At 69.0% G+C, this 26,533-nt stretch carries 27 protein-coding genes; 12 read left to right on the forward strand and 15 right to left on the reverse strand.

The genetic code is table 11. The features are described 5' to 3' along the window. Both VKH46_11220 and VKH46_11225 read right to left on the reverse strand, forming a co-directional pair. On the reverse strand, positions 1–388 hold a 388-nt coding region (locus tag VKH46_11220), incomplete at its 3' end, for a hypothetical protein (GenBank protein ID HKB71405.1). Further along, positions 375–878 carry an Lrp/AsnC family transcriptional regulator gene (locus VKH46_11225; GenBank protein ID HKB71406.1) on the reverse strand — a complete coding sequence of 168 codons (504 nt, stop codon included), beginning with the start codon at positions 876–878 and terminating at the stop codon, positions 375–377. The genes VKH46_11225 and VKH46_11220, both read right to left, overlap by 14 nt. A gap of 126 nt (positions 879–1,004) precedes the next feature. Between VKH46_11225 and VKH46_11230 the strand changes: the two genes are divergently transcribed. Both VKH46_11230 and VKH46_11235 read left to right on the forward strand, forming a co-directional pair. Beyond that, on the forward strand, positions 1,005–2,753 hold the full coding sequence (locus tag VKH46_11230; protein HKB71407.1) for a serine hydrolase: 1,749 nt from the start codon (positions 1,005–1,007) through the stop codon (positions 2,751–2,753). Between the two features lie 160 nt (positions 2,754–2,913). Continuing rightward, positions 2,914–5,403, forward strand: coding sequence for a PKD domain-containing protein (locus tag VKH46_11235; GenBank protein HKB71408.1), 2,490 nt, complete (start codon positions 2,914–2,916; stop codon positions 5,401–5,403). A gap of 43 nt (positions 5,404–5,446) precedes the next feature. On the opposite strand, the gene VKH46_11240 is transcribed toward VKH46_11235, so the two are convergent. Further along, positions 5,447–6,064, reverse strand: coding sequence for a hypothetical protein (locus VKH46_11240; protein HKB71409.1), 618 nt, complete (start codon positions 6,062–6,064; stop codon positions 5,447–5,449). 309 nt (positions 6,065–6,373) lie between these two features. Here VKH46_11240 and VKH46_11245 point away from each other — a divergent pair, with 309 nt between their 5' ends. The 3 genes from VKH46_11245 to VKH46_11255 are packed head-to-tail and all read left to right on the forward strand — an operon-like array spanning position 6,374 to position 7,247. Next, entirely contained in the window at positions 6,374–6,739 is a 366-nt protein-coding gene (locus VKH46_11245) for a hypothetical protein (protein HKB71410.1), read from the forward strand. Further along, complete coding sequence (locus VKH46_11250; GenBank protein HKB71411.1) at positions 6,736–6,999, forward strand: DUF5985 family protein; 264 nt, start codon at positions 6,736–6,738, stop codon at positions 6,997–6,999. The genes VKH46_11245 and VKH46_11250 overlap by 4 nt, the downstream gene beginning before the upstream one ends. Next, the gene (locus VKH46_11255; protein HKB71412.1) at positions 6,996–7,247 is read left to right on the forward strand and encodes a DUF5985 family protein; all 252 of its coding nucleotides are present in this window, start codon (positions 6,996–6,998) and stop codon (positions 7,245–7,247) included. The genes VKH46_11250 and VKH46_11255 overlap by 4 nt, the downstream gene beginning before the upstream one ends. Before the next feature lie 63 nt (positions 7,248–7,310). On the opposite strand, the gene VKH46_11260 is transcribed toward VKH46_11255, so the two are convergent. Next, positions 7,311–8,873 carry a radical SAM protein gene (locus VKH46_11260; GenBank protein HKB71413.1) on the reverse strand — a complete coding sequence of 521 codons (1,563 nt, stop codon included), beginning with the start codon at positions 8,871–8,873 and terminating at the stop codon, positions 7,311–7,313. A gap of 288 nt (positions 8,874–9,161) precedes the next feature. On the opposite strand from VKH46_11260, the gene VKH46_11265 reads away from it, so the two are divergent. Continuing rightward, the gene (locus VKH46_11265; GenBank protein HKB71414.1) at positions 9,162–11,051 is read left to right on the forward strand and encodes an ABC transporter ATP-binding protein; all 1,890 of its coding nucleotides are present in this window, start codon (positions 9,162–9,164) and stop codon (positions 11,049–11,051) included. A gap of 97 nt (positions 11,052–11,148) precedes the next feature. On the opposite strand, the gene VKH46_11270 is transcribed toward VKH46_11265, so the two are convergent. Further along, positions 11,149–11,610, reverse strand: a complete 462-nt coding sequence (locus tag VKH46_11270) for an SgcJ/EcaC family oxidoreductase (GenBank protein HKB71415.1) — start codon at positions 11,608–11,610, stop codon at positions 11,149–11,151. 120 nt (positions 11,611–11,730) lie between these two features. Between VKH46_11270 and VKH46_11275 the strand changes: the two genes are divergently transcribed. Continuing rightward, positions 11,731–12,183, forward strand: a complete 453-nt coding sequence (locus VKH46_11275) for a hemerythrin domain-containing protein (protein HKB71416.1) — start codon at positions 11,731–11,733, stop codon at positions 12,181–12,183. 160 nt (positions 12,184–12,343) lie between these two features. Then, a complete protein-coding gene (locus VKH46_11280; GenBank protein ID HKB71417.1) occupies positions 12,344–13,201 on the forward strand; it encodes a DUF5666 domain-containing protein in 858 nt (285 codons plus the stop codon). A gap of 10 nt (positions 13,202–13,211) precedes the next feature. Here VKH46_11280 and arsB read toward each other — a convergent pair whose 3' ends face one another. From arsB to VKH46_11330, 10 genes are all read right to left on the reverse strand, one after another. Continuing rightward, positions 13,212–14,306 carry an ACR3 family arsenite efflux transporter gene (gene arsB, locus VKH46_11285; protein ID HKB71418.1) on the reverse strand — a complete coding sequence of 365 codons (1,095 nt, stop codon included), beginning with the start codon at positions 14,304–14,306 and terminating at the stop codon, positions 13,212–13,214. Beyond that, a complete protein-coding gene (locus tag VKH46_11290) occupies positions 14,303–15,013 on the reverse strand; it encodes an ABC transporter ATP-binding protein (GenBank protein HKB71419.1) in 711 nt (236 codons plus the stop codon). The genes arsB and VKH46_11290 overlap by 4 nt, the downstream gene beginning before the upstream one ends. Before the next feature lie 4 nt (positions 15,014–15,017). Further along, positions 15,018–16,220 carry an ABC transporter permease gene (locus VKH46_11295; GenBank protein ID HKB71420.1) on the reverse strand — a complete coding sequence of 401 codons (1,203 nt, stop codon included), beginning with the start codon at positions 16,218–16,220 and terminating at the stop codon, positions 15,018–15,020. Beyond that, on the reverse strand, positions 16,217–17,302 hold the full coding sequence (locus VKH46_11300; GenBank protein HKB71421.1) for an efflux RND transporter periplasmic adaptor subunit: 1,086 nt from the start codon (positions 17,300–17,302) through the stop codon (positions 16,217–16,219). The genes VKH46_11295 and VKH46_11300 overlap by 4 nt, the downstream gene beginning before the upstream one ends. 77 nt (positions 17,303–17,379) lie before the next feature. After that, entirely contained in the window at positions 17,380–17,628 is a 249-nt protein-coding gene (locus VKH46_11305; GenBank protein ID HKB71422.1) for a thioredoxin family protein, read from the reverse strand. Between the two features lie 12 nt (positions 17,629–17,640). Then, positions 17,641–18,699 (reverse strand): permease, encoded by a 1,059-nt coding sequence (locus VKH46_11310; GenBank protein HKB71423.1) that lies wholly within the window; start codon positions 18,697–18,699, stop codon positions 17,641–17,643. Beyond that, positions 18,696–19,142 (reverse strand): metalloregulator ArsR/SmtB family transcription factor, encoded by a 447-nt coding sequence (locus tag VKH46_11315; protein ID HKB71424.1) that lies wholly within the window; start codon positions 19,140–19,142, stop codon positions 18,696–18,698. The genes VKH46_11310 and VKH46_11315 overlap by 4 nt, the downstream gene beginning before the upstream one ends. 83 nt (positions 19,143–19,225) lie before the next feature. After that, positions 19,226–19,687: an arsenate reductase ArsC gene (locus VKH46_11320; GenBank protein HKB71425.1), complete on the reverse strand. Its 462-nt coding sequence runs from the start codon at positions 19,685–19,687 to the stop codon at positions 19,226–19,228. Next, positions 19,684–20,466 carry an arsenite methyltransferase gene (arsM, locus tag VKH46_11325; protein HKB71426.1) on the reverse strand — a complete coding sequence of 261 codons (783 nt, stop codon included), beginning with the start codon at positions 20,464–20,466 and terminating at the stop codon, positions 19,684–19,686. Before arsM ends, VKH46_11320 begins: the two co-directional genes overlap by 4 nt. A gap of 47 nt (positions 20,467–20,513) precedes the next feature. After that, a complete protein-coding gene (locus VKH46_11330; GenBank protein ID HKB71427.1) occupies positions 20,514–20,819 on the reverse strand; it encodes a metalloregulator ArsR/SmtB family transcription factor in 306 nt (101 codons plus the stop codon). Between the two features lie 242 nt (positions 20,820–21,061). Between VKH46_11330 and VKH46_11335 the strand changes: the two genes are divergently transcribed. The 4 genes from VKH46_11335 (at position 21,062) to VKH46_11350 (ending at position 26,079) form a co-directional block, all read left to right on the forward strand. Further along, positions 21,062–21,721 carry an ABC transporter ATP-binding protein gene (locus tag VKH46_11335; protein ID HKB71428.1) on the forward strand — a complete coding sequence of 220 codons (660 nt, stop codon included), beginning with the start codon at positions 21,062–21,064 and terminating at the stop codon, positions 21,719–21,721. 7 nt (positions 21,722–21,728) lie between these two features. After that, a complete protein-coding gene (locus tag VKH46_11340) occupies positions 21,729–24,095 on the forward strand; it encodes an ABC transporter permease (protein ID HKB71429.1) in 2,367 nt (788 codons plus the stop codon). A gap of 4 nt (positions 24,096–24,099) precedes the next feature. Then, positions 24,100–25,281, forward strand: a complete 1,182-nt coding sequence (locus tag VKH46_11345; protein ID HKB71430.1) for an HlyD family efflux transporter periplasmic adaptor subunit — start codon at positions 24,100–24,102, stop codon at positions 25,279–25,281. 114 nt (positions 25,282–25,395) lie between these two features. Beyond that, positions 25,396–26,079, forward strand: a complete 684-nt coding sequence (locus VKH46_11350) for a BON domain-containing protein (protein ID HKB71431.1) — start codon at positions 25,396–25,398, stop codon at positions 26,077–26,079. Positions 26,080–26,533 lie beyond the last annotated feature (454 nt).

The following is a 26,533-nucleotide window of genomic DNA, read 5'->3' on the forward strand; positions in this document are numbered from 1 at the left end:
CGCATTCGAATTCGATCGAATCGCCGGAACGCTTCCCGTAACCGATCGCGGAATACTTCCCGCCGTAGGTGTCGCACCAGTGCGCGACGTACCGTCCGTCGCCGGCGTCGCCGATCAGCACGAGCGCCTCGTACTTCGGGGGACGCGCGACGTCCACCATGTGGACCTCGAGGAACCGGTGGTCGAGAACCCACCGGACGTCGACGGTGTTTCGGGCCTCGCCGCCGCGGATCTTCCGCGTGAGGTCCCACTTTCCCGCGAGGCTCCCGATAAACGGATCGCGAAACGCGTCTCCGGGCGGCTGCGCCGAGCCGCGGCCGGCCGCGAGGAACGCGACCATCGCGAGCACGGGGAGGATCTTCCTCGGGGCCCCCTCAGGCCTTCGCACGATTTTCCCTCCTCTTCTTCTGTTCGCCGCCGGCCTCGAGCGGCACGAACGTCGCCGCCTTGATCCGGTTCACGACGATGCTCGTCTCGAAACGGGCCACGTTCGGATTGTCGACGAAGAGCCTGCGCGCGAGCGCATCGTATTCGCGCATGTCGCGCGCGGTGACGACGAGCAGGAAATCCCCCCGGCCGGTGACGTGATAGCACTGCTGGACCTCGTCGGTCGCGAGCATCAGCCGGCGGAACTCGGAAAGGACGCGCTGGAGGGGCCGCTCGCCGATCGTGACCTCGACGATTGCCGTTACCCCTCTGCCCGCCGCCTCGGGAGACACGACCGCGACGTCGGCGACGATCGTCCCGTCTCCCCGCAGGCGCTTCAACCGTCGCTGCACGGCCGACGCGGAGATCCCCGTTTCCGCGGCGATCCGCTCCGCGGGCAGACGGTTGTTGCGCTGCACGATCTCCAGGATCCGGCGATCGAAGCAATCCATCGAGCGGAAGCTCCCGTGGAATTTCGCCGCCCCGGAGCTTCGGGGCGCGGATTTTCGTCGCGAGAGTAGCAAATTTCGGCGGATTTCGGCGTCGCCGTGCGGCTATCCTCCCCGGCGGAGAAAACGATGCAGAAATCGACGGCGGGTCTCCTCTTCGTGCTCGCGATCGCGCGGACCGCGCCGGCGCGAGCGGCCTCAGCGGAAGCCGGCGCGCTCGCGGGCGTCTGGGAAAGCGACCGGGTCTTCGGCCCGGAAGTCCGGGGCGCGCTCGCGCTCTCGCGCGGGCCCTCCGGATGGACGGCCTCGATCGGGCCGTTCACCGTCGCGGCACGTGAGGAGAACGGCGAGATCTCGTTCGGCCTCCCGGGAGACCGCGGCGCCTTCCGGGGCCGGCGGCGCGGCGCTGCGGTCGAGGGAAACTGGATTCAGCCGGTCAGCGTGACCGACGGCTGCCGCTACGCGACCCCCGTCGCGCTCGCGAAGATCTCCGGCGATGCTTACCGCGGTGAAGTGCGCCCGCTCGAAGATCGGCTGACGCTCGACCTCGTGATCCGGCGCGCGGCGGATGGCGCCGTCACGGCGTTCATCCGGAATCCGCAGCGAAACGCCGGCCTCAGGCTGGGCGCCCTCGCGGTGTCGAGGAGCGGCGACACGGTCACGCTCTCGCCCCCCTCGCGGCCGCCGATCGTCGGCCGCGCGCACGACGGCGGGAAATGGCTCTCCTTCGCGTTCCCCTTCGCCGACGGGACGTTCGACTTCACGCGCCGGGCCGCCGACGATGCGTTCGGCGTCGTCCCCCGCATTCCGCCGGCGGAAGGGGCTGCGCTCGCGCGGCCTCCGGAGACCCGCGACGGATGGAAGACGTCGACCCTGGCGGAGGCCGGGCTCGATCCCGCGCCCATCGAGGCGCTCGTGCGCGCGATCCTCGCCCGGCGGGCCGACTCGGTCCGCTCGCCGTCGGTTCAGTCGCTCCTGATTGCGCGCCACGGGAAGCTCGCGCTCGAGGAATATTTCGAGGGCTTCTCGCGCGAAGCGACCCACGACTGGCGATCCGCGTCGAAGAGCCTGACGTCGCTCCTCGCCGGCGTCGCGATCGACCATGGCGCGAAGTTCGGACCCGAGACGCCCGTCTACCCGCTCTTTCCCGGGGGGGACGCGCTCGTGCAGAAGAAACCGCGGCGCGCCCGGATCACAGTCGAGAACCTGCTCACGATGACGACCGGCTGGGCCTGCGACGACTACGACGATGCGTCTCCCGGCAACGAGGACACGATGCAGGAGCAGGCCGCGCAGCCCGACTGGTATCGGTTCGCGCTCGAGCTCCCGAGCATCGCGGAACCGGGCGGCCCGCGGTCATTCTATTGCTCGGCCGCGATGAATCTCGCCGGCGGCGTGATCGCGCGCGCCGCCGGCGTTCGGCTGGAGGACGAGTTCCACGACGGACTCGCCGCGCCGCTCGGCATCTCCCGTTACCACCTGAATCTCATGCCGGACGGCGCGCCTTACATGGCGGGCGGCGCGCGCTTGCGGCCTCGCGACTTCCTGAAGTTCGGACAGCTCATCCTCGACGGCGGAACGTGGAACGGCCGCCGCGTCGTCTCCCGCGACTGGATCGACCGCTCCGTCGCGCCCCACGCGAGCCAGAGCGGAAAGGACGACTACGGGTACGGGTGGCACCTCGGAACGCTCGCCGCGGGAGGCCGCGCCTATCGGACGATCGTCGCGGGTGGAAACGGCGGCGAGCTCCTCGTCGTCGTCCCGGAGCTCGACCTCGCGGTCGCGATCACCGGCGGGAACTACGGCGACTTCAGGACCTGGTCGAAGTTCGAGCCGGAGGTCGTCGGCGGCGTCGTGATCCCGGCGATCCGCCGCTGACGCCGCGCATCGCGCCCGCGCGACGTTGAACGGCGCGAAGCGCGCGGACGGCGCAGCGATTTGATTCGCATGGCTCAGGCGATCGTCCTCCCCGCCGCGTAGCTTGCAGGAAGCGGCTCCGCGAGCCCTGCTCGCGGCGCCGCGCCGACAGGAGGCCGCCATGAAACGCACCGACCGGCGCATCCTGCGCCTCGGAATCCTCGCCATCGCCCTCGCTTCGATCGCTTCTCCGCTCGCGGCCCAGAAGTGGACGCTGATCGGATGGAACGATCTCGGGATTCACTGTACGGACGGGATCGACTTCTCGGTCTTCTCGGTCCTCCCTCCCTACAACACCTTCCACGCCCAGCTGATCGACCCCTCCGGGCAGCTCGTCACGCAGCCCGCGGGAATGACGGTCACCTATGAGGCGGTCGCCGACACCGCCCAGTCGATCAACACGACCTCGATCGGAAAGACGAATTTCTGGACCTGGGTGAAGGCGCTCTTCGGCATCGATCCCCCGCCTCCGCCCGATACCGGAATCGCCGGCTTCTCCATGCCGGGCTCCGCGAACGCGCCGAAGCTCATGACGTTCGACGCCGCGAGCGCCTGGTTCACGGCGCAAGGAGTCCCGATCACGCCGTATCCCGACGGCGCGTTCTCCGTCACGCCGCCGATCAAGAACTACTACCCGATGTTTCGCCTCACCGCGCGAGACGCATTCGGCAACGCCGTCGCGACGACGGACGTCGTCGTGCCGATCTCCGACGAGATGGACTGCCGGTCGTGCCACGCCTCCGGGTCGAACCCGGCGGGCGAGCCCGCGGCGGGCTGGGTCTACGATTCGGACCCCAGCCGCGACGTGAAGCTCAACATCCTTCTCCTCCACGACGATCGGCAGGCGGCCGATCCCGTCTTCGCGGCGGACCTGGCGCTCCTCCCCGGGGCCAGTCCGAAGGGTCTCTACGCGACCGTCACCGAGAACGGGACGCCGATCCTCTGCGCGAGCTGCCATGCGTCCAACGCTCTCGGCACGGCGGGCTTCGGCGGGACGATGCAGTTCACGAGCGCGGTGCACACCCTGCACGCGGGGGTCATCGATCCGAGCAACGGGCTCTCGCTCGACGCCAACCAGAACCGCTTCGCCTGCTACCGCTGCCATCCGGGCGCCGCGACGAAATGCCTCCGCGGAGCGATGGGGAACTCCGTCGCCGCCGACGGGACGATGGCGATCCAGTGCCAGAGCTGCCACGGCGGCATGAGCATGGTCGGCTCTTCGACGCGCCAGGGGTGGCTGCAGGAGCCGATGTGCCAGAGCTGCCATACGGGGACCGCGATCTCCAACGCCGGCGCGATCCGTTTCACGTCGGTCTTCAGCAGTCCCGGGGTCGTCCGCACGACGACGAACGCCACGTTCGCGACGAACCCGAACACCCCCGCGCCCGGCCTCTCGCTCTACCGTTTCTCGACGGGGCACGGCGGCCTCGAGTGCGAAGGGTGCCACGGCTCGACGCACGCCGAGTTTCCGAGCTCCCACGAGAACGACAACGTGCAGAGCCTCGAGCTCCAGGGACACGTCGGGATGCTCTCGGACTGCGGCACGTGCCACGCGACGGCGCCCGCCGGGATCGCCGGAGGCCCCCACGGAATCCACCCCGTCGGCCAGGGGTGGGCCACGTCCCACGGCGACGCGGTCGAAGGCGTCGGGACCGGATCGTGCCAGGCCTGCCACGGCTCCGATTACCGGGGCACGGTGCTTTCGCGCGCGCTCGGTGACCGCGCGATTTCGACCGGATACGGGTCGCTCACGCTGTGGCGCGGGTTCCAGGTGAGCTGCTACGCGTGCCACGACGGGCCCGGCAGCGAGAACACGACGGCGAACCGCCCGCCGGTCGCCCGAAACGCGTCGGCGTCGACGGTGCCCGGGCAGTCGGTGGCGATCGCCCTGACGGCGACCGATCCCGACGGCGACGCGCTGACCTACCGGGTCGTCACGCAGCCCCTCCACGGAACCGTGGGGCTCACGGGCAGTTCCGCGACGTATTTTCCGGACGTGAATTTCATGGGCGGCGACATCTTCACGTTCGCCGCGTGGGATGGCAAGATCAACTCCAATCTCGCTTCCGGATCCGTCAGCGTCCAGGCACCGGTGTGCGCCGTCAACTGTTCCGCGACGGTGCCCGCCTCGGCGTTCGCCGGGAGCGCGGTCGCCTTCCAGGCGTCGGCCTCCCTTTCCTCCGGATGCACCAGCGCGCCTTCGTACGACTGGGATTTCGGCGACGGATCGCCGCACGGCACGACCGCCAACCAGACCCACACGTACGGCACCGCGGGAACTTACGCCTGGACGCTCGTCGTCTCCGCCAACGGCGTGAGCTGCGCGCGGAGCGGCACCATCACGATCACGAATCCCTGCTCGATCACCTGCAGCTCGACGGTGCCCACGAAGGCGCGCGTCGGGAAGACCGTCGCCTTCAAATCGACGGCGACGACGTCCGGCTGCTCCGGAACGCCGGCATACAACTGGGACTTCGGCGACGGCAGCGCCCACGCCACGGTCCAGAACCCGAAGCACGCGTACGGGACCCCGGGAAAGTACACCTGGCGCCTGAGCGTCACGGTGTCGGGCACCGCATGCTCCCGGAGCGGGGTGATCTCGATCTTCTGATTCCGCGACCGGCGGAGGGAGGCTTCGGCCTCCCTCCGATTCCTCACCGCCGCGGCCTGACGCCGGAAGACCGGGGGGCGAGGAGGCCGGAGCGGCCGCGCATGATCCCGCGCGGGAAGCTGCCGCGCCCCGAATGAAAACCGTGCCGGCGGAAACCGCGGGATGGCGGGCCGATCACGATTCCTCCCCAGGCGAGCGACGCCGGAAGCTCGTTGGTCATCTCCGCCTCCCGCGGAGGCGCGCCGACCGCGGGCTCGTCGCGGCTCCCCCCTTCGGCGCCCGTCGGTCCCACCTCGACAGCGGCGACGCTCGCGAGGTACGCGATCACCGACCCTCCCGCGCCGGCGTCGCGGAGCGCCGAGACGGTGTCGAAGTCGACGAATGCGGGGAGCTCGGAACGGTGCGCCGCGAGGAACCAGACGAGCGCCTCGTCGCTCGTCCCCGACTGCTTCATCCCGACCGCGCGGGCGAGCACGGCCGTGGCCGCCTCCACCGGCGACCGGCGCCGCGCCGGCTCGGCGCTCCGTTCGACCGAGATGGCGCTGCCGGTCCCGCGGATCGTGACCCGCGCCGGGCCGGCCGGCCGGAGCGCGGAGATCGGGGACCCGGCGAGCAGAGGAGAAGCGCCGGCCGCCAAAATGGCGGCGGCAAAACCTCGCAACGAGCCCGGACGCTTCCGCATTCGGATCGACCGGCTCCCGTATATCACGGCGGGCGCGCGATCTTGGCGTGTCTTAGGATTGCGGTAATGGAAGGAACGCGGACGCCCGAAGACTCCGAGCGGAAAGCGCCCTCCTCCGCGGTCGCGGCCGGATGAGCCTTCTCGCGGTCGTCCTCGCCGTGATCGCGGTCTTCGTGCTGCTCCTGCCGATCCGGCTCCTCCGGGGCGTCCGGCGCCGGAAATAATCCGTTTGATCTCAAATTTCAGTTGGACTTCGCGGAGCGACGGTGTCACGATCGGTCGGTCGGCATGGCACTCACCCCGTCCATCGAGTCGTTCCTCGCCGCCCGGATCGCCTCGGTCGAGGAGCTCGAAATCCTGCTCCTGGTCGCGCGGGGGAACGCCGTATGGTCTCCGGCCGCCGCCGCCGAGCGCCTCGGGATGACGGCGGAAGTCGCCGGCGCCAATTTCGAGAGCCTCGTCTCCTCCAGCCTCGTGACGCGGGAAGCGGCCGGTTTCCGCTATCGCCCGGGCGATGATGAAACCCGCGAAATCGTGTCGGACCTCGCGCGCGAATACGCCGAGCGGAGAGCCAACGTCATCAACGTGATCTATTCCGCCAACCTCGAGCGTCTCCGGAAGTTCGCCGATGCGTTTCGACTGAGGAAGCCATGAACTTCGGCACCGCGGTCTACATCGCCTGCGCGGTCCTGTCCGCCGCCTGCGCCTACCTTCTGCTTCGCGGGTGGGCTCGGGGAAGGGAACGCCTCCTCCTCTGGAGCGGGCTCTGCTTCGTCGGAATCGCGGCCAACAACGTCCTGCTCTTCGTCGACCTGCGGATCATGACGCAGACCGACCTCTCGCTCGTCCGCATGATCCCTTCCGCCGTCGGGATCGCGGTCCTGATCTTCGGCCTCGTCTGGGAGACGCGATGAGCAGCGTCGCCCTTCCCCTCGTCGCGGGTTTCCTCGTGATGGGGTTCGCCGTCGCCGCGCTCTTTTTCCTGCGTTTCTGGCGCGAGAGCCGCGACCGCCTGTTCCTCCTCTTCAGCGCGGCGTTCTTCCTGCTGGGCGTCGATCGCGTGATCGCCTCGACGTCGTCCGTCGGCGACGCCGTCTACCTGCTGCGCGCGCTCGCGTTCGTGCTGATCCTCGCCGCCGTCGTCGACAAGAACCGGCGCTGAACCCGCGTCGCCGGAGCTGGCTCGGGCGACGGGAGCCCGTGATGGGGAGGAGTTCGGTTGACCTCACGCGAAGGGACGCGACGCCTCGAGGGCGGCGGCCGGCTTCTCGGGCGCGGCCGCGAGCTCGCGAGCGAGCTCTTCGAGCCGGCGGCACGTGTCGCGCATGTACTCGTAGAGGTGCTTGTGCAGCAGCGCGAGCGTGACCGCCTCGCGAATCGCGCGGGGGCGCCGGAGGAGGGTCTCGAGCATCAGTGAGACCGTCATCCACGCTCGCCGCGGAGACGCCCCGAAGACGCAGTCCCGGATGACGCGCCGGAAAATGCGCAGATCCTCGCGGCTCGTGACGAGCTTCCTCTCGATCTGGCGCCCCTTGTGGAGGAGGAGCTGCATCACCCGGCGCCGATAGTTCCGATACGCGTAGAGGCGCTCGAGCAGGCGACGGTAGCCGTCGTAGAGCTCCTGCCGCGACATCCCCTGCGGGACGATGTTCGTGAAGACGAACTGGTCGCCGACCGACTGCGCGACGAGTCGGCCAGCGTCCTGCAGCCGCCGGTAGAGCGGCGTCTTCGGTACGGCGTTCAACATGCCGGTCATCGAGATCGGGATGCGCGCGTCCTGGATGAATCGGAACTGTTCCTCGAAGATCGACGGATCGTCGTGGTCGAACCCGACGATCATCCCCGCCATCACCGCGATCCCGGCCCCCTGAATGCGGTGGACGGAGTCGAGCAGGTTTTCGCGCAGGTTCTGCGTCTTGTGCGTCTCCTGGAGGCTCGACGCGCGCGGCGACTCGATGCCGATGAAGATCGTCGTGAAATTCGCCTCGCGCATGAGCGCCAGGAGCTCGTCGTCCTGCGCGATGTTGAGCGTCACCTCGGTCATGAACTCGATCGGGAACCCCTCGCGGCGCTGCCACTCCCCGATCGCGTGGAGCAGCTGTTTCGCCTCGACCTTGTTGCCGATGAAGTTGTCGTCCACGACGAAGATGTTCCGCAGCCCGAGCCGGCGGATCTCGACGATCTCCGCCATGACCTGGGCGACGGTCTTCGTGCGGGGCCGGCGCCCGTACATCACGATGATGTCGCAGAACTCGCAGTTGTACGGGCAGCCGCGCGCGAACTGGATCGTCATCGTGCGGTAGCGGTCGATCTTGAGCAGATCGAATCGCGGCAGCGGCGAGTCGTGCATGCTCGGCTTCTCGTCCTGCCGGTACTCCGATTGCCAGTGGCCCGCGGCGAAGTCTTCCAGGAAGCGGGGCCAGGTGTATTCGGCCTCGTCGACGAAGACCACGTCGACCTCGCCGCGCAGATCCTCCGGGCAGAGCGACGCGAAGGGTCCGCCCGCGACGACGAACTTGCCGCGGCGGCGGAACTTGGCCGCGAGGGCGAGGATCCGCTCCCGATGAATGACGTAGCCGGTCAGACCGATGACGTCGGCGTCGGTCTCGAAGTCGACGGGCTCGACGTTCTCGTCGCAGAGCACGACTTCGTGCCCGGCGGGGGTCAGCCCCGCGACGGTCGGGAGAGACAGGTTCGGGAAGACGCATTTCTTCTCGAGGCTGGGGAGGATCCGGTCGAACGTCCAGAAGGACTCGGGATTCCGGGGAGCGATGAGATAGATCTTCATCGGAGCTCCTGGAATTCGATCCTACACCTGCGCCGCGCGCCCGGCGATTCCCGGCGGACAGGGATCTGCTCCGGGTCCGGCTCCTTTTCCGTCCAGGCGCGGCGACGAAGCCGGCGAGCCCGCGCCGCCGCAACCTTCTGGTGGCGCGAGTCTTGCCGTTCGCGCGTCATAAATGTCCGGCGTCCGGCCTCGTCGCGCTGGAGCGCCGCGCCGTCCTGCGAACGATCGGCGAGACTCGTGACACGCCGCCCGGATTCGTTTTTCAGCAGCCTGCTAGTCTTGGCGCGCATGGCCGCCGAGAAAGCCTCCGCTCCCGAAAAGAAGCCTTCCGTCGCCCGGCTCCGGACCGTGTGGCCCGACCTCTGGGCCCTCATGCGTCCCCGCCGGGCGCTCCTCGCGCTCGGCCTGCTCCTCATGGCGATCAATCGCGTGTCGGGGCTCGTGCTCCCCGCCTCGACGAAGTTCCTCGTCGACGACGTCATCCTGAAGCACCGGACGCGGCTCCTCGGGCCGCTCGTCCTCGGCGTCCTCGCCGCCACACTCGTCCAGGGAGCCACGTCGTTCTCCCTCACGCAGCTCCTCTCGAAGGAGGCGCAGCGGCTGATCGCCGAGCTCCGCCGCAAGGTGCAGGCGCACGTCGGCCGCCTTCCGGTCGCCTACTACGACGCGAACAAGACGGGCACGCTCGTCGCGCGGATCATGAGCGACGTCGAAGGGGTCCGGAACCTCGTCGGCACGGGCCTCGTCGAGTTCGCCGGCGGGCTGCTCACGGCGGCGATCGCGTTCGTCGTCCTCGTCCGGATCAGCCCCACGATGACGCTCTTCGCGTTCTCCTGCCTCGTCCTCTTCTCGCTCGGGCTGAAGAAGGCGTTCGTCACGATCCGCCCGATCTTCCGCGAGCGGGGAAAGATCAACGCCGAGGTGACGGGACGGCTCACGGAGACGCTCGGCGGCGTGCGCGTCGTCAAGGGCTACCACGCCGAGGCGCGCGAGGAAGGCGTCTTCGCCCAGGGCGTCGGCCGGCTCCTCGGGAACGTCCTGAAGACGCTCACGGCAACGTCGGTGATGAGCCTCTCCTCGACCGCGCTCATGGGGATCGTCGGAGCCGTCGTGATGTTCATGGGCGCGCGCCAGATCATGGCGGGAACGCTCACGCTCGGCGGCTTCTTCACGTACACGATGTTCCTCGGCTATCTCGTCGCGCCGATCTTCCAGGTGGTCAACATCGGCACGCAGATCACGGAGGCGATCGCCGGGCTCGAGCGCACGCACGAGGTCCTCTCCGAAAAGCCCGAGGACAGCGACCCGAAGCGGACCGTCGTCCTCCCCGCGATCGAGGGGGCGATCCGCTTCGAGCACGTCGATTTCGCCTACGACGCCGACAAGCCGGTGTTGAAGGACGTGAGCTTCGAGGCGCTTCCCGGGACCGTGACGGCGCTCGTCGGTTCCTCCGGGTCCGGCAAGTCGACGATCATCGGCCTCGTCGCCGGCTTTTACGAGCCGGCCGCGGGACGCATCCTGATCGACGGCGTCGACCTCGGCCGCGTGCGCCTCGATTCCTACCGCGCCTCGCTCGGCGTCGTCCTCCAGGAGTCGTTCCTCTTCGACGGGACGATCCGCGAGAACATCGCGTTCTCGCGGCCGGACGCCTCGGAGGAGGAGATCCGGCGCGCCGGCGGAATCGCGCGCGTGGACGAGTTCGCCGAGAAGTTCCCCGAAGGCTGGGAGACCGTCGTCGGAGAGCGCGGCGTGAAGCTCTCCGGCGGACAGCGGCAGCGCATCTCGATCGCGCGCGCGATCCTCGCCGATCCCCGGATCCTGATCCTCGACGAGGCGACGTCCTCCCTCGACTCGGAATCGGAGGCGCTCATCCAGGAAGGCCTTTCGTTCCTGATGCGCGGGCGCACGACCTTCGTGATCGCCCACCGGCTCAGCACGATCCGGCGCGCCGACCAGATCCTCGTCGTCGAGGGAGGTGAGATCGTCGAGCGCGGCTCCCACGACGCGCTCTACGCCGCGCGCGGCCGGTACCACGACCTCTACACGCGGCAGCACGGCCGGCAGATGAATCTGTTCCTGGCGCCGGGCGAAGGGGACACCACCGAGGAGAAGGATTCCACCCCGGAGCGCCGGGTCGCGATGCCGCGGGCGGAAGACCTGGTAAGGGGGAAGGCCTAGAAGTCGAAAGTTTCAGGCCGGGGTCAAATGTCAGGACCGGCGTCCGCCGGGCTTCACCAGGGACGTTCGACCTTCGACTTCAGACCTTCGACTCTCGTCAAGGCAAAACGACGTTCCGGAGGATCTTCCAGCCGCCGTCGGGCTGCCGGGCCCAGACCGCGAGGTATCGGCCGCCGGCCGTGACCGGCTTACCCTCCCGGATGAAGGTCATTTCTCCGTATCCGGATTCATACGCGAGATCGCCATCCCGAACGACGCTTCGCGGCTCGATCCGGGTCGCAGAAGCCCGCGCGTTCTTTCGGAAGCGCTCGACGTAGAGCGCCTCGATCGCCGCGCGACCTCGGGTGCACGCTCCGTCGGGGCCCACGAAGAGCGCGTCGTCGAGATACGGCCGGGCGATCGCCGCTACGTCTCCGCTCTTCATCGCCGCGGCCCACTCGGAGTTCGCGGTCTCGATGGCGTGGTCGAGCCGCGGGTCACCGGAAGGGGGCGGGGCCGCCAAGACCGCGGCCGCGGCGAGGAGCGCGGCCGCGGTGATGAGCGCGTGTCGTTTCTTCATGAGGGAATTATGCCGTGCCGTCCCTCTCCGGCGAAGTGGCATGGCTCCTGCTCCCCCGTCCTCCGCCGGGCAATGGAGCCGCGGCGGGAGGCGGCCGCACGGTCGCGCGAAGGAGATCCGATGGACGCGACGAAACTGCTCAAGGACGACCACGACGAGGTCCGGGCGCTGTTCAAGGAATACGAGAAGTCGGGGGATCGCGCCCTGGCGAAGAGAGAGGAGCTCTTCGAGCAGATCCGCGACGCGCTCACGGTGCACGCGGAGATCGAGGAGGAGATCTTCTATCCGGCGGTGAAGGCGGCCCGATCCGAAGATGCCAGGGACGAAGTCCGCGAAGCCGTCGAGGAGCACAGGATCGTCAAGACGCTACTCGCCGAGCTCGACGCCATGAAGCCGGGAGACGAGCAGTTCGACGCGAAAATGACCGTCCTGCAGGAGAGCGTCGAGCACCATGCGGACGAGGAAGAAAAGGAGATGTTCAAGCAGGCGCGCAAGAACCTCTCGAAGGACCGCCTGGAGGCGCTCGGCGAGGAGATGGAAGCGCGCAAAGGAGAGCTCGTCGAGGCCGAATAGCGAGCGAAGCGAACCGTCGCCGGCCCGCCTGCCTTCTCCCGGCGGGAGAAGGTGACCGCCGAAGCGACGCGCAGGCGGGCGGATGAGGGAGCCCCGCGAGCGTCGCGAAGGCGATGGGTGGCAGGGACGTTGCACGCCCTCGCCCGGCAATGGAGGCCCCATGAAAACAAAGAACTTGCAATACCTCGCGGTAGCCGCCGGACTCCTCGCCCTCGCCGCCTGCTCCGGGAACGATACCCCGACGTCGAGCGGCAGCTCGACGATCACGGGACAGGTCGTCATGGGCTCGAGCACCCAGGCGGTCGTGCGGCCCGAGGCTTCGGCCAGCCCGGCGAACATCGTCGTGCGGGTCGAGTCCTCGAACGCGTCTGCCCAGACCGACGCGACCGGAAAGTTCACGCTGACCGGAGTTCCCCCGGGCGCCGACACCCTCTCGTTCGAACGTTCCGACGTCCATGCGCGGGCGGCGATCCAGGTCCCCGCGGGTTCGACCGTTTCGATCACCGTGGCGATTCACGGCAACCAGGCGACGATCGTCCCGGGCGGACATCCGGGCGTGGAGATCGAGGGGCGGGTGCAGACGGTCGACGCGGCCGGGGGAACGCTGACGGTCGCCGACCAGCGGCTCGGCACGGTCACCATCGCCACGAGCGACACGACGAGCATCCGCCACGGCGCCGTGGCGATCACGCTCGCGCAGATCACGGCGGGGATGGAAGTGCACGTCAAGGCGACGGACCAGGGAGACGGAACGTATCTCGCGACCGAGATCCTCGTCCAGGATCTGAACATCGGCGGCACCCGGGAGTTGAACGGCACGATCGCCTCGGTCGACTCCGGCTCCTCGAGCTTCCTCGTCGGAACGACGACCGTCGTCACCAACGACGCGACGATCTTCGAGAGGAACGGAAAGGCGGCGTCGTTTTCCGATCTCGCGGCCGGAGAACGCGTGAACGTGAAGGGAACGCTCCAGGGCGACGGTTCGATCCTCGCCTCGCTCGTGACGATCGCCGGCTGACGGCGCCCGATCAGCATCGCGCCGGGGCCCTCCCCGGCGCGATCTCTTCTGTCCCCGAAAAGAACCTCTTCCGGAGCGCGAGGGAGATATTGACCAGGCCGATGAGGACGGGCACTTCGACGAGAGGTCCGATGACCGCCGCAAAGGCCGCGCCGGAGCCGATGCCGAACGTGGCGACGGCGACCGCGATGGCGAGCTCGAAGTTGTTGGAGGCCGCCGTGAAGGAAAGCGTGGCCGTCTGCGGATAGGTCGCTCCGGCCTTCCGGCTCATCCAGAAGCTCAGCGCGAACATCACCACGAAGTAGATCAACAGGGGAATTGCGACGCGCACCACGTCCAGGGGCAGCTTCACGATCGCCTCACCCTTGAGAGAGAACATGACCACGATCGTGAAGAGCAGCGCGACGAGCGTGATGGGACTGATCCTCGGCACGAAGACCCGGTGATACCACTCCAACCCCTTGAGTTTCCCGAGGACGAAGCGCGTCAAAAATCCGGCGAGGAAGGGAATGCCGAGATAGATGAAGACGCTGCGGGCGATCTGGCCGATCGTGATGTTCACCACCACGCCCGGGAGGCCGAGCCAGGCAGGAAGCACGGTCGCGAAGAACCAGGCGTACACGCTGAAAAAGAGCACCTGGAAGATGGAGTTCAAGGCCACCAGTCCCGCGCAGTACTCGGTGTCTCCCCTGGCCAGGTCGTTCCACACGATGACCATCGCAATGCAGCGCGCGAGGCCGATGAGGATCACGCCCAGCATGTATTCCGGCTTATCGCGCAGGAAGAGCACGGCCAGGCCGAACATGAGGAGCGGACCGACGATCCAGTTCTGAACGAGGGACAGGCCCAGAACGCGCTTGTCCCGGAAGACCCGGTGCAGCTCCTCGTACCGAACCTTCGCGAGCGGCGGATACATCATCAGGATGAGGCCGATGGCGAGCGGCACGCTCGTCGTGCCCGCGTTCCAGGCGTTGATGGCCCGGTCGAATCCGGGGACGCCCCAGCCGAGCAGAACACCTATCCCCATGGCCAGGAAGATCCACAGGGTGAGGAAACGGTCGAGGAACGAGAGCCGCCCGGTCATCGCCGCGCCTTTTCTCGTCATGGGTGCGCGTCCGATCCGGCATCCGAAAGCCCGTTGGAAACGATCCCGTCGTTCACGTGGTAGAGATGGTCGAAGCCCTCGACCATCCGGCTGTCGTGGGTGACGCAGATCACGGCGCTGCTTTTCTCTCGCGCGATCTGCCGGAAGAGGGCCATGACGGTCCGGCCTCGCTCGGTGTCGAGGGCGGCGGTCGGCTCGTCGGCCAGGATGACCTGGGGGCTGTTGGCGAGGGCGCGGGCGATGGCGACGCGCTGCTGCTCTCCGCCCGACAGCGCCTCCGGCAGGTGCCCCTGGCGTTCTCCGACGCCCAGGTAATCGAGCAGATCCTGCGCGATGCGCACCGCCCGCGCCCCCGTGACGCTCCGAGTCTGCAGCGCCACCAGCACGTTCTCCCGCGCGGTCAGGAACTCGATGAGGTTGTGGGACTGGAAGATGAACCCGAGATGCTCGCGGCGGAACCGGGTCCGGTCGCGCACCTTCCACCCGTCGTCGTAAGTCGTGATTCCGCCGATCGAGACGCGCCCGCCCGTCGGCTCGACGATGCCGGCCATGGACGTCAGCAGGGTCGTCTTGCCGGAGCCGCTCGGTCCGAGGATGGCGACCAGCTCGCCGCTCTGCGCGAGGAGGTTCGCGCCGCGAAGCGCGGACACCGCGGTACGGCCGCTGCCGTACACCTTGCTCAGATTCTCGATGCGGACGACTTCCACGTCCTCACCCGGTCAAGGCCGCGCCCGCTTCCACGTGGAGGGCGCGCCGGATGCCCATCGCGCTCGCGATCAGGCAGATCACGACCACGATCGCGAACAGAGCCAGCTTGTCGGCCGTCTGCACGAGCACGAGCCGCGGCCACTTGTCGTACGTCAGGCTTCCCACGAGCAGCGCGACCGCATAGGCGATCAGGCCGAGAGCCAGGCTCTCCTGCAGGACCAGCCCGACGATGGTCCGGGTCGGCGTGCCGATGAGCTTCAAGAGCGCGATGGGCTTCAGCTTTTCGAGCGTCATCGTGTAGATGATTTGCGCGATGATGACCGTGGCCGCGATGGTCAGGAAGATGCGGAAGAGGAGCGTCTGCATTCGGGCCTTCGCCACGCTGCCCGCGAGCATGATCTGCGCCTGCTCGTCGGCCGTGTACGCGGTGAAGTACTTCCAGCGTCCGATCGCCTCGGCGACCGCCTCGGGCCGGGCGCCCGGGGCGAGCCGCACGAGGACGGCGTTGACCGTGTGCAGATCGGGATTGTCGGCGAACTCGCGGGCGAGCACGTCGGACAGGACGGGCTGCGTCGGCAGGGCATTCGCATAGGCGGCCCTGACCCGTTCCCGCACGTTGCGGATCGCCCAGTTGTCCTTCACGAACTGGATCTCTTGCGCGTCCGCGAGGGAGAAGAACGCGACGGGGTCTCCGCCCGATCCCACCGCGCCGCGGGTGAGCCCGACCACCGTGTAGTCGTCCAGCCCGAGATGCAGCTTCGTCCCCAGCGGCAGCTTGAGCTTTGCGTCGGCGACCATCTCGTAGTGGGCTTGCGCGATCCCGCGTCCGGCCACGATCTCGTGCGGACCGCCGAGGTCCGAATCCCGGTCATAGCCGACGACGACGAAGCGCAGCGACCGGCCCTGCCAGGGGCGCTGGATCGTATAGGCGACGTAGGCCCCGGCAGCCGCGACGCCGGGCACGATGGCCATGCGGTAGCGGATGTCCTCCGGCAGACGCGACTGTTCCGCAAAGGGTCCGCGGGTGTCGCGCTGGACGACCCAGATGTCCGCGCCCGCCTTGTCGATGAGAGTCAGCGCTTCGTAGACGAACCCGTGGTAGATGCCGCTGTACGAGAGCACGAGGGTCAGCAGGAGCCCGACCCCGATGCAGGAAAGGGCGAAGCGGCCGGGACGGCGCCCGATGTCCCGAACGGCGAGGTTCACCGCCGTTCCTTCTCGGGTGCGACGGCGACGCGAGCTCCGTCGGAGATCGGCTTCTTGCCGGCCAGCGGGCTCAGGATGACCCGGTCCCGTTCGCTCACGCCGCTGACGACCTCCAGGAACCTGCGATCCCGCAACCCGGACCGCACGGGCCGCCACCGCGCCCGCCCGTCCACGACGGCGAGCACGCCCGGCTTGCCGCCCCGGACGACGAGGGAGGTCAGCGGAACGCGCAGCACATCGCGTTTGCGCGCGGTCTCGACGTACACGTCGGCCCGCTGCCCGAGGAATCGGGCTCCCGACGGCCGGTCCAGGATGACGTCCACCTCGCGCTCTTCGGTCACCCGGTCGACTTCCGCGCTCAACCGGGCGACGCGGCCGTGCTGCACGGTCTCCGGGTCGGTCTCGAACACGACCCGAGCGGGCTGCCCGAGACGCAGCGCTCCCGTTTCGCGCTCGTCCACCTGGGCCGTCACCCAGGGTACCGATGCGGCGATGCGAAAGATCGGCGCGCCGGGCACCACCGTCGATCCCACCTCGAGGTTGCGGGTGATCACCAGACCGGATGCCGGGCTGACGATCTGCGTGTCCGAGAGTTTCGCCTGCGCCACGCCCAGCGAGGCCTCGGCGTTGCTCAGCTTCGCCTCGGCGACGACGCGGGTGGTGTCGAAAGCATCGAAATCCGCCCGGGACATGAGACCGCTCACGAGGAGCTGGCGATTCCTTTCCACGTCGGCCCTGGCCTTCGCCAGCTCGGCCCGGGACTGATCGCGCTGCGCTTGCGCAACATGAACGGCGTCCAGGAAATCCCTGGCTTCGAGTCGCGCCAACGTCTGGCCGGTCGTCACGACGTCTCCCTGATCCACCAACACCTCGACCACCTTCCCGACGACCTTGGAGCTGACACCCGACACGACCTTCGACTCCAGGGTGCCCGTCCCGAACACTTCCGCCACCACCTCTCCGCGCTGTGGCTGCGCCGTCTCGACGGGCACCGGCCGAGTGGTCAGGAACCGGACCGTTCCGGCCAGTGCGCCCGCCGCGAGGCACCAGAGGACGATCTTCAACCCCTTGCGCGAGATCACCGGTACTCGTCTTTTCGTGTCGCCCGATGTATTCCCGGCCGGCTCCGCGTCCAATGAAGGAGCGAACCCCGTGCTATTCATTCGAGTCCCAGGAGCTCCCGAATCTCCTGAGCCTTCGGGATCCGCCCGGACACGACGACTTTTCCGTCGATCGCGACACCGGGCGTCGACATGAGGCCGAGCGCCATCATGCGCTCGACCGAATCGTCCTTGACGATTTCGACGTCGAGCCGCTCTCCGTCGACCACGTGCTGCACGACGCGGTACGTTTCCTTGCAACGAGAGCAGCCGGGGCCGAGAACTTCGATCTTCTTGTGTGTTGCCATGATCGTCTCCATTTACATCACTGTGTTGAAGAGGTAGCCGACCGCGAGAATGCCGGCGGCGACGACGGCGACGAACGTCGCGATCAGTACGGGACGAAGGACCTTCCGGAGGATGATCATCTCCGGCAGCGAAAGCGCGACGACCGACATCATGAAGGCGAGGACCGTCCCGAGCGCCGCGCCCTTGCCCAGCAGCGCCTGGACGATCGGAATGATGCCCGCGGCGTTGGAGTACATCGGGACTCCGAGCACGACCGCGAGCGGCACCGCCCACCAGACACCGCGGCCCATGAACGACGCCATGAAGTGGGTCGGCACGAAACCGTGGATGCCCGCCCCGACCGCGATCCCGGCAACGACGTAGATCCAGACCTTGCCGACGATTTCGCGGACGGCGGCGCGTCCGTCCGTCAGCCGATCCGCCCAGGAGCGCTTCGCTGCCGGCATGCCGCTGCCGGACTGGATCTGCCAGACCCAGGGCTCCACGTGCCGCTCGAGCTTCAGGCGTCCGATCACCCAGCCGGCGGCGATGGCGATCGCCAGGCCCGTCCCGAGATAGAGCGCGGCGACCTTCCAGCCGAAGAGGCCGAAGAGCAGAACGAGCGCCACCTCGTTGACCATCGGCGCGGAAATGAGAAAGGAAAACGTGACGCCGAGCGGCACGCCGGCCGTGACGAACCCGATGAAGAGCGGAACGGCGGAGCAGGAGCAGAACGGTGTGGCGATGCCGAACAGGGCGGCGAACACGTTGCCGGAAGCCTCGCGGCGTCCGGCCAGGAGCTGCCGCGCCCGCTCGGGCGTGAAGAAGCTTCGGAGGATTCCGACGCCGAACACGACGGCGGTAAGAAGGAGGAGGACTTTCGGGACCTCGAAGAGGAAGAACTCGACCGCCGAGCCCGGGCGGCCGCCGCGCGCGAGGCCGGCAAGGTCGTACGTGAGAAACCCGGCGATCCGCGACAGCTGCGTGTAGAGGAGGACCGCGGCGGCGAGAGCGGCGGCCGCCGGCGCCCAGGCGCGCCGCGGAGCCGGGCGCGACGCGTTCGCCGCGGCGGCGGCGGCAATCCCGGTCATCGTTCCACCGCTTCGGTGGCGCGGATCTTCGCCGCCTTCGCGACCGCCGACGCGAGCTTCGGGCCGTCGATCCGGCCGAGCTCGAGATCGACCCGGCAGAGCTGATCGACGGGCACGCGCCGCAGCTCCCTCAGGAGCACCGCGTCGGCGTGCGTTTCGCGGTCCTCGTCCAACTCCGGCCAGACGGAATCGAGGGTGCCCTGCCGCAGGGCGGCGTCCGAGAGCCGGTAGCTGACCCACCGGCCTTCCTTTCGCTCCGCGACGAGACCGGCCCTGCGCAGCTCCGACAGGTGCTCGGAGACGGTGGAGGCGGCGAGCTTCACGACGACGGTCATCTGGCAGACGCAGAGCGGCCCGCCGCGGAGCATCGCGAGGAGGCGCAGCCGCACCGGGTGACCGATGGCTTTGTGGATCTGAACGAGGCGCGCCAATGGTGTCGTCATTTCGTCATCTCACGAAATACCACGGCGGCGCGGAACGGACCTGATGCGTTTGAATCGCCGGGGATCCCCCGCCGCGGCCGCGGTTACGGAACGGGCCCGAGGCGCCGGGTCACCGCCGGCAGCGAGAGCCACAGCCGGATGCGCTGCGTCAGGTCCTTCGCGCTGTTCTCGAACGTCCGGCGTTTCTCGTCTTCGCTCCCCGTCGCTTCGGACGGATCCGGCAGGCTCCACCGGATGACTTCGGGAGCTCCGGGAAAATTCGGGCACGCTTCCGCCGCGCGGTCGCAGACCGTGATGACGTAGTCGAACCGCTCCGGCAGGAAATCGTTCATGGACTTCGGACGCTGCCCCGCCATGTCGAGGCCGAAGACCTTCTTCACCGCCTCACGCGCGAAGGGATGGATTTCGGGGCGGGGGGCGCTCCCGGCGCTCCGCACGTCCACCGCGCCGCGCGACAGGTGGCGGAGGATCGCCTCCGCCATCTGAGAACGCGCCGAGTTGCCGGTGCACAGAAAGAGGACGCGGGGCCGCTCCGCGTCCGTCATGCCTTCTTCCGTCCGACCACCGTGACGGACAGGATTCGGACCGGGGCCGAGAGCGTCGCCCCCGCGAGCGCTGCCGAGACGATCTCGTCCGGGATCTCGATAAGGCGCTCCTTCTCGACGGCCACCTCGAATCCGGCGTCGCGGGCGATTCCGAGGTATTCCTCCTTCTGGAGGGCGCCGGAAACGCAGCCCGCCCAGAGCTCGGCGCTCTTGCGGACCGACTCCGGCAGCTCGCCGTCGAGCACGATGTCGGAAACGGTGAATCGGCCGCCGGACTTCAAGACCCGGTGGATCTCCGAGAAGGCCTTCCTCTTGTTCGGGACGAGGTTGACGACGCAGTTGGAGATCACGGCGTCGACCGTCCCGGTTTCGACGGGCAGCGCCTCGATCTCGCCGAGCCGGAACTCGACGTTCTTCGCCCCGAGCTTCTCGGCGTTCGCCTTCGCCTTCGCGATCATCTCCGGCGTCATGTCGACGCCGATCACGCGCCCCGACGGTCCCACGGCGCGCGCCGCGATGAAGACGTCGTTGCCGGCGCCGCTTCCCAGATCGAGGACCGTCTCCCCCGCGGCGAGACCCGCGTGCGCGGTCGGCAGCCCGCAGCCGAGTGCGAGGTCGGCCTCCGCCGCGTACCCTTCCATCCGCGCGTATCCCTCCTCGACGAACGAGGAGAGCTCGGTCGACGCGCAGCAGGAGGCCGAGACCGGGAGCGGCTTGCCCGCCGCGATGCTCGCGTACCTCTGCCGGATGAAGTCCTTGGTCGTCTCGTCGGTATCCATGGTGGCTCCTTTCGTCGCCCGGGGCACCGGGCGAATGCGATTTCTTTTCAGACGGCGCGCGCGAGCATGTCCGCGAGCGCCGCGATCGCCGCGTCGTTTCTCCGGTAATAGACCCAGCGCCCCCGCTTCTCCCCCGTGACGAGCCCGGCGCGGATCAGGATCTGCATGTGATGGTTGACGACCGACTGCGAGAGCCCCACGTTCTGCTGGATGTCGCAGGCGCAGAGCCCGGGCTCGCGCTTTCCGATCAGGCCGCAGCACGACTGCCCCCGTTGCTTGAGGAGCGCGAGGATCCGGACGCGCGTCGGATCGGCGAGCGCCTTGAAGGAGTCGGAGACGGCGGCCTCGTTCACATATCGAAAAATATAGAACTATAGAAACGTTGTCAAGAGGCTTTTTTTCGGCTTCGTCGGCGCTCCTCGGCGGCCGTTGCCGCGCCGATCCCTTTCCCCTTTCGATCCCGATGGTGCGATTGGCTCTGGAGGAGGGGCGCGGGCCGTGAGACGGTGGCCGTGTGGCAGAAACCGCCGCATCGGCCGCGTCCCCCGACGGCCTCCCGGTCTTCCGGGCCCGGGGCTTGACGAAGACCTACCGGATGGGGGAAGTCGACATCCCCGCCCTCCGGTCGGTCGACCTGGACCTCTATTCCGGAGAGCTCGTCGTCATCCTCGGCCCGTCGGGGAGCGGGAAATCGACGCTTCTGAACATCCTGGGCGGCCTCGACGTGCCCACGAGCGGGTCCGTCCGGTTCTTCGACCACGACCTGACGGGCGCCGACGACGCGGCGCTCACCCGGTTTCGCCGGGAGCACGTCGGCTTCGTGTTCCAGTTCTTCAACCTGATCCCGAGCCTCACGGCGCTCGAGAACGTCGTGCTCGTCACGGAAGTCGCCGAGCATCCCCTCGACGCCGCCGACGCGCTTCGGATCGTCGGACTCGGCGACCGGCTCGATCACTTCCCCGCGCAGCTTTCGGGCGGCGAGCAGCAGCGCGTCGCGATCGCGCGCGCGATCGTCAAGCGGCCCGACGTTCTGCTGTGCGACGAGCCGACCGGGTCTCTCGACTTCCAGACCGGTAAGCCCGTCCTCTCCGTTCTCGCCCGCCTCAACCGGGAATTCGGCACGACGACCGCGGTGATCAGCCACAACGCGGCGATCGCCGCGATGGCGGACCGGGTCGTGCGCATGGTGAGCGGCGAGATCGCGAGCATCGTCCGGAACGCGTCCAAGGCCGACCCGGAGACGCTCGCGTGGTGAGGCCGCGATGACCACGCTCCGCCGGAAGCTCCTCCGGGACCTCTGGCACCACCGCGGACCGGGAGCGGCGGTCGCGCTCGTCGTGGCGTGCGGCATCACGAGCTTCGTCGTCACGCGCTCCGCCTACCACTCGATCCTCCTCTCCCGCGACGACTACTACGCGCGCTACCGCTTCGCCGACGTCTTCGTGTCCGCCAAGCGCGTTCCGGACGCGCTGTTCAAGAAGGTGGCTGCGATCCCGGGCGTCGCGGCGGCCGAAGCGCGCGTCGTGGTCGAAGTCGCGCTCGACGTCCCCGGGCTCGCCGAGCCCGCGACGGGACGCCTCGTCTCGATCCCCGACTCCTCGCCGCCCGCGCTCAACCGCTTCCTCGTCCGGCGCGGGCGCGCGCCCGAACCCGGGCGGCGCGACGAAGTCCTCGTGAGCGAGGCGTTCGCGTCGGCCAACCGACTCTCGGTCGGCGACCGCGTCGGCGCGGTTCTCAACGGCCGGTGGGAATCGCTGCGGATCGTCGGGATCGCGCTGTCTCCCGAGTACGTCTACGAGATCCGCGGCGCGGGCTCCATCCTCCCGGACAACCGCCGGTTCGGCGTCCTCTGGATGAGCCGCGAAGCCGTCGGCTCCGCCTTCGACATGGAAGGCGGATTCAACGACGTCGCCCTCACGCTCGCCCCCGGCGCGAGCGAGCCCGCCGTGATCGACGCTCTCGACCGGCTGTTCGACCGATACGGAAGCCTCGGGGCCTACGGGAGGGCGGACCAGGTGTCCAACGCTTTCCTCGACAACGAGCTGACCGAGCTCCGCACGGAAGGGTGGATCGTCCCGGCCATCTTCCTCGGGGTCGCGGTCTTCCTCCTCCACGTGGTCGTCACCCGGCTGGTCCACACCCAGCGGGACCAGGTCGCGATCCTGAAGGCGCTCGGCTATGGCAATCGCGCGATCGGCGCGCATTACCTCGAGTTCGTGCTCGCGATGACGGCGGCCGGCGCGGTTGTCGGAGTCGGCGCCGGCGTCTGGCTCGGCTCGGCCCTGACCCGCGTGTACACCCTCTACTTCCGGTTTCCCATGCTCCGGTACGACGTCGGTGCGGCGCCTCTCCTCCTCTCGGTCGCCGGGTGCTTCGCGGCCGCCGCCCTCGGCGCGCTCGGCGCCGTGAGGAACGCCGTCGCCCTCCAGCCCGCCGAGGCGATGCGCCCGGAGCCCCCCGCCCGCTTCCGCGCCGGCGCCCTGGAGCGGATCGGTCTCGGGCGCGTCCTGCGGCCGGAGATCCGGATGATGCTGCGCAACCTCCTGCGGCGGCCGGTCCGTCTCACGCTCTCGGTCGTCGGCGTCGCGCTCGCGGTCGCGATCCTCGTGCTCGGGCGATACTTCTGGGACATGGTCCACGTCGTCCTGGACAACCATTTCAACGCGGTCGAGCGCCAGGAGGCGACGGTGGGCTTCACCAACCCGGTTTCCGGCCGGGCCGCGCACGAGATCTCGCGGCTCCCGGGAGTCATCGCGTCGGAGGTCTATCGCGTCGTGCCCGTCCGCCTCCGCTCGGAGCAGCGAAGCAAGCGGACGGCGCTCCTGGGCCTCGACGCGAGCGCCGATCTCCGCCGCGTCGTCGACCGGCGGCGGCGCGCCGTCGCGCTCCCCCCTGAAGGCCTCGTCCTCTCGGCGCGCCTGGCGAAGACGCTCGGCGTCGCGCCCGGCGACCGCCTGACGGTCGAGGTGCTCGAGGGGGAGCGTCCGGTGCGCTCCGTCGCGATCGCCTCCCTCGTCGACGAGCTGCTCGGGGTCAACGCCTACATGGAGCTCGGCGCGCTGCACCGGCTGCTCCAGGAGGAAGGCGCGCTCTCCGGCGCGTACCTGACCTCCGATCCGCGCGCCTCGGAGCGGCTCTACGCCGTCCTCAAGCGCACTCCGGCGGTCGCCGGAACGGCGCTCCAGAAATCCATGATCCGGAGCTTCGAGGACACGATCGCGCAGCTCCTCGGCACGTTCACGGCCGTGCTGGTCGGGCTCGCGTCCGTCATCGCGCTCGCGATCGTCTACAACGGGGCTCGCATCGCGCTCTCGGAGCGGGGGCGCGAGCTCGCGAGCCTTCGCGTCCTGGGCTTCGCGCGACGGGAGGTCGCGACGATCCTCCTCGGGGAGCAGGCGATCATCACCGCGCTGGCGATTCCGCTGGGATGCGCAATGGGATTCGGCGCCTGCGCGCTCCTCTCCGCGCTTTACGAAACCGATCTCATGCGGATGCCGCTCGTCGTCGAGCCGCGCAGCTACGTGTTCTCCGCGCTCACGGTCGGCGCCGCGACGTTCCTCTCAGGGCTCGTCGTCGTCCGGCGGGTCGCCCGCCTGGACCTCGTCGCGGTCCTGAAAACGAGGGAGTGAACCGATGTCCCGAACCCGCCGCCACGTCCTGCTCGCCGCCGCCGCCGCCGGGATCGCCGGCGCGACCCTCTTTCTCCTGCGCCCCGCTCCGGTCCTCGTCGAGACCTCGCGTGCCGTCCGGCGCGACCTCCGGTTGACCGTCGAGGAGGAGGGGAAGACGCGGGTGCGCGAACGGTTCGTCCTCTCTGCGCCCGCGGCCGGACGCCTCCACCGCGTGACGCTCCGCGAGGGAGATCCGGTCGCCGAAGGCGCGGCCGTCGCGCTCCTCGATCCTCTTCCCCTCGACGCCCGGACGCGGGAAGAGGCGCGCGCGCGGCTCGACGCCGCCGAGGCGGAGCGCCGCGCCGCCGACGCCCGCGTGCGGCAGGCGCGCGAGGCGCTCGCGCAGGCCCGACGGGACCACAAGCGCGCGGACGCGCTCGCGTCGCAAGGACTTCGGGCGCCGGGGGAACGGGAGCAGGCCGAGCTCCTGGAGACGACGCGCGCGCGCGAGCTCGACGCCGCGCGGTACGCGGCGACCGCCGCCGCCTTCCAGGCCGACGCCGTGCGCGCGGTCCTGGTCGCCGGCGAGCCGGGCCGCGTCGGGGGGGCGATCCCGCTCCGGTCGCCGGTCGCCGGCCGGGTCCTCCGCATCGCGCAGGAGAGCGAGCGCTCGGTCGCGGCGGGAACGCCCGTCGTCGAGGTCGGCGAGCCGGGCTCCCTCGAGATCGCCGTCGACCTCCTCTCGACCGACGCGGTCCGCGTCTCTCCCGGGATGGAGATGCACGTCGACGGGGGCGAGGGGGTGTCGCTCCGCGGCCGCGTCCGCACGATCGAGCCCGCGGCGTTCACGAAGATCTCGGCTCTCGGCGTCGAGGAGCAGCGCGTGTGGGTGATCGGCGATCTCCTCGAGCCCGCCGGCCGCCTCGGGGACGGGTATCGCGTCGAGGCGGCGATCACGATCTGGGAAGGAAAAGGGGTGCTGACCGTGCCGGGAAGCGCGCTCTTCCGGCGCGGCGCCGGCTGGTCCGCGTTCGTCGTCGAGAGCGGCCGCGCCCGGCGGCACGACGTCGAGGTCGGACACCGGGGAGCCGACGACGCCGAGATCGTGCGCGGCCTCGCCGAAGGGGAGACCGTGATCCTCCATCCGACCGACACGATCCGCGACGGAACGCGCGTCCGCCCGCCCGCGTCGCGGGAGCGTTGACCACGGCAACTCCCCGGAATTGATGCAATTGGACGATTGATCGTGCGCCGAATTCGGCGCAAGGTCGAAGAGTTCGGGCGATCGCCCGGAGCGGTTGCCCGAAGGAGGATTGGTATGGTCACGACGGCAACGGAAAACAAAACCGACAGCCAGATTCAACAGGACGTCCTGCGCGAGCTCCGGTGGGACGCGCGCGTGAAGGAAACCGAAATCGGCGTCGAAGTCGACCAGGGGATCGTGACGCTGACCGGCAGGGTCGAAAGCTACGCGAAGAAGCTCGCGGCGCGGGAGGCGGCCCACCGCGTCTTCGGCGTGCTCGACGTCGTCGACGACGTCGAGGTCCGGATTCCCGGATCGCTCACCCGGACGGACGAGGACCTCGCGCGCGCGGTCCGGCACGCTCTCGAATGGGACGTGTTCCTCCCCGACACGAAGATCCGGACGACGGTGTCGCACGGACTCGTCACCCTCGAGGGGGAAGTCGAGAATCTCGTCGACCGCTACGACGCGGAGAGGGCCGTGCGCCGGCTCCAGGGGATCAAGGGCGTCGCCAACAATCTCGCCGTCACGGTGAAGAAGGCGGACGAAGGAAAGCTGCGCAAGGCGATCCAGGACACCCTCGAGCGCCGCGCGGACCGGGAAGCGGACATGATCGACGTGAACGTTTCCGACGGCAAGGTCACGCTCGAAGGTCGGGTCCACTCCTGGGCGGAGAAGCAGGCGATTCTCGACGCCGTCCGGCAGGCGCCGAACGTGCGCTTTGTGTCGGCCGACCTGAAGATCGAGCCGGTCTTCTAGCCGGCGCGGCGATGCATCGAGCCGGGCGGGCGCGTGCGCCGCGACCCGCGGCCTTACCGTACGCTCATCGGTACGCCGCGGCCGCGGGTCGGACGTCCGCATCCCGCCGGGCTCGCGCCTCGCCGCGCTTTCGACTTGTCGTGAACCGACTCGTCTTTCACCGCAATGATAGACGGCCGGCGCGGCGACTTGTCGCGCCGAAGCCTCGGCGAAGGCGGATGCATCGAGCCGGTCCGCCTCCGCTCTGCCGAGCTACGGCGCGATCGGCTGTGAGTTCGCGCGAGCCGGAGCGGCCGGTCGATGCCAACAGGATCGCGCCGAAGCTTTAGCGAAGGCGGAGCGGGCGCGTGCGCCGCGACCCGCCGGGCTCGCGCCTCGCCGCGCTTTCGACTTGTCGTGAACCGACTCGTCCTTCACCGCAATGATAGACGGCCGGCGCGGCGACTTGTCGCGC

It is taken from the genome of Thermoanaerobaculia bacterium, assembly GCA_035260525.1.
Taxonomy (GTDB): Bacteria; Acidobacteriota; Thermoanaerobaculia; order UBA5066; family DATFVB01; genus DATFVB01.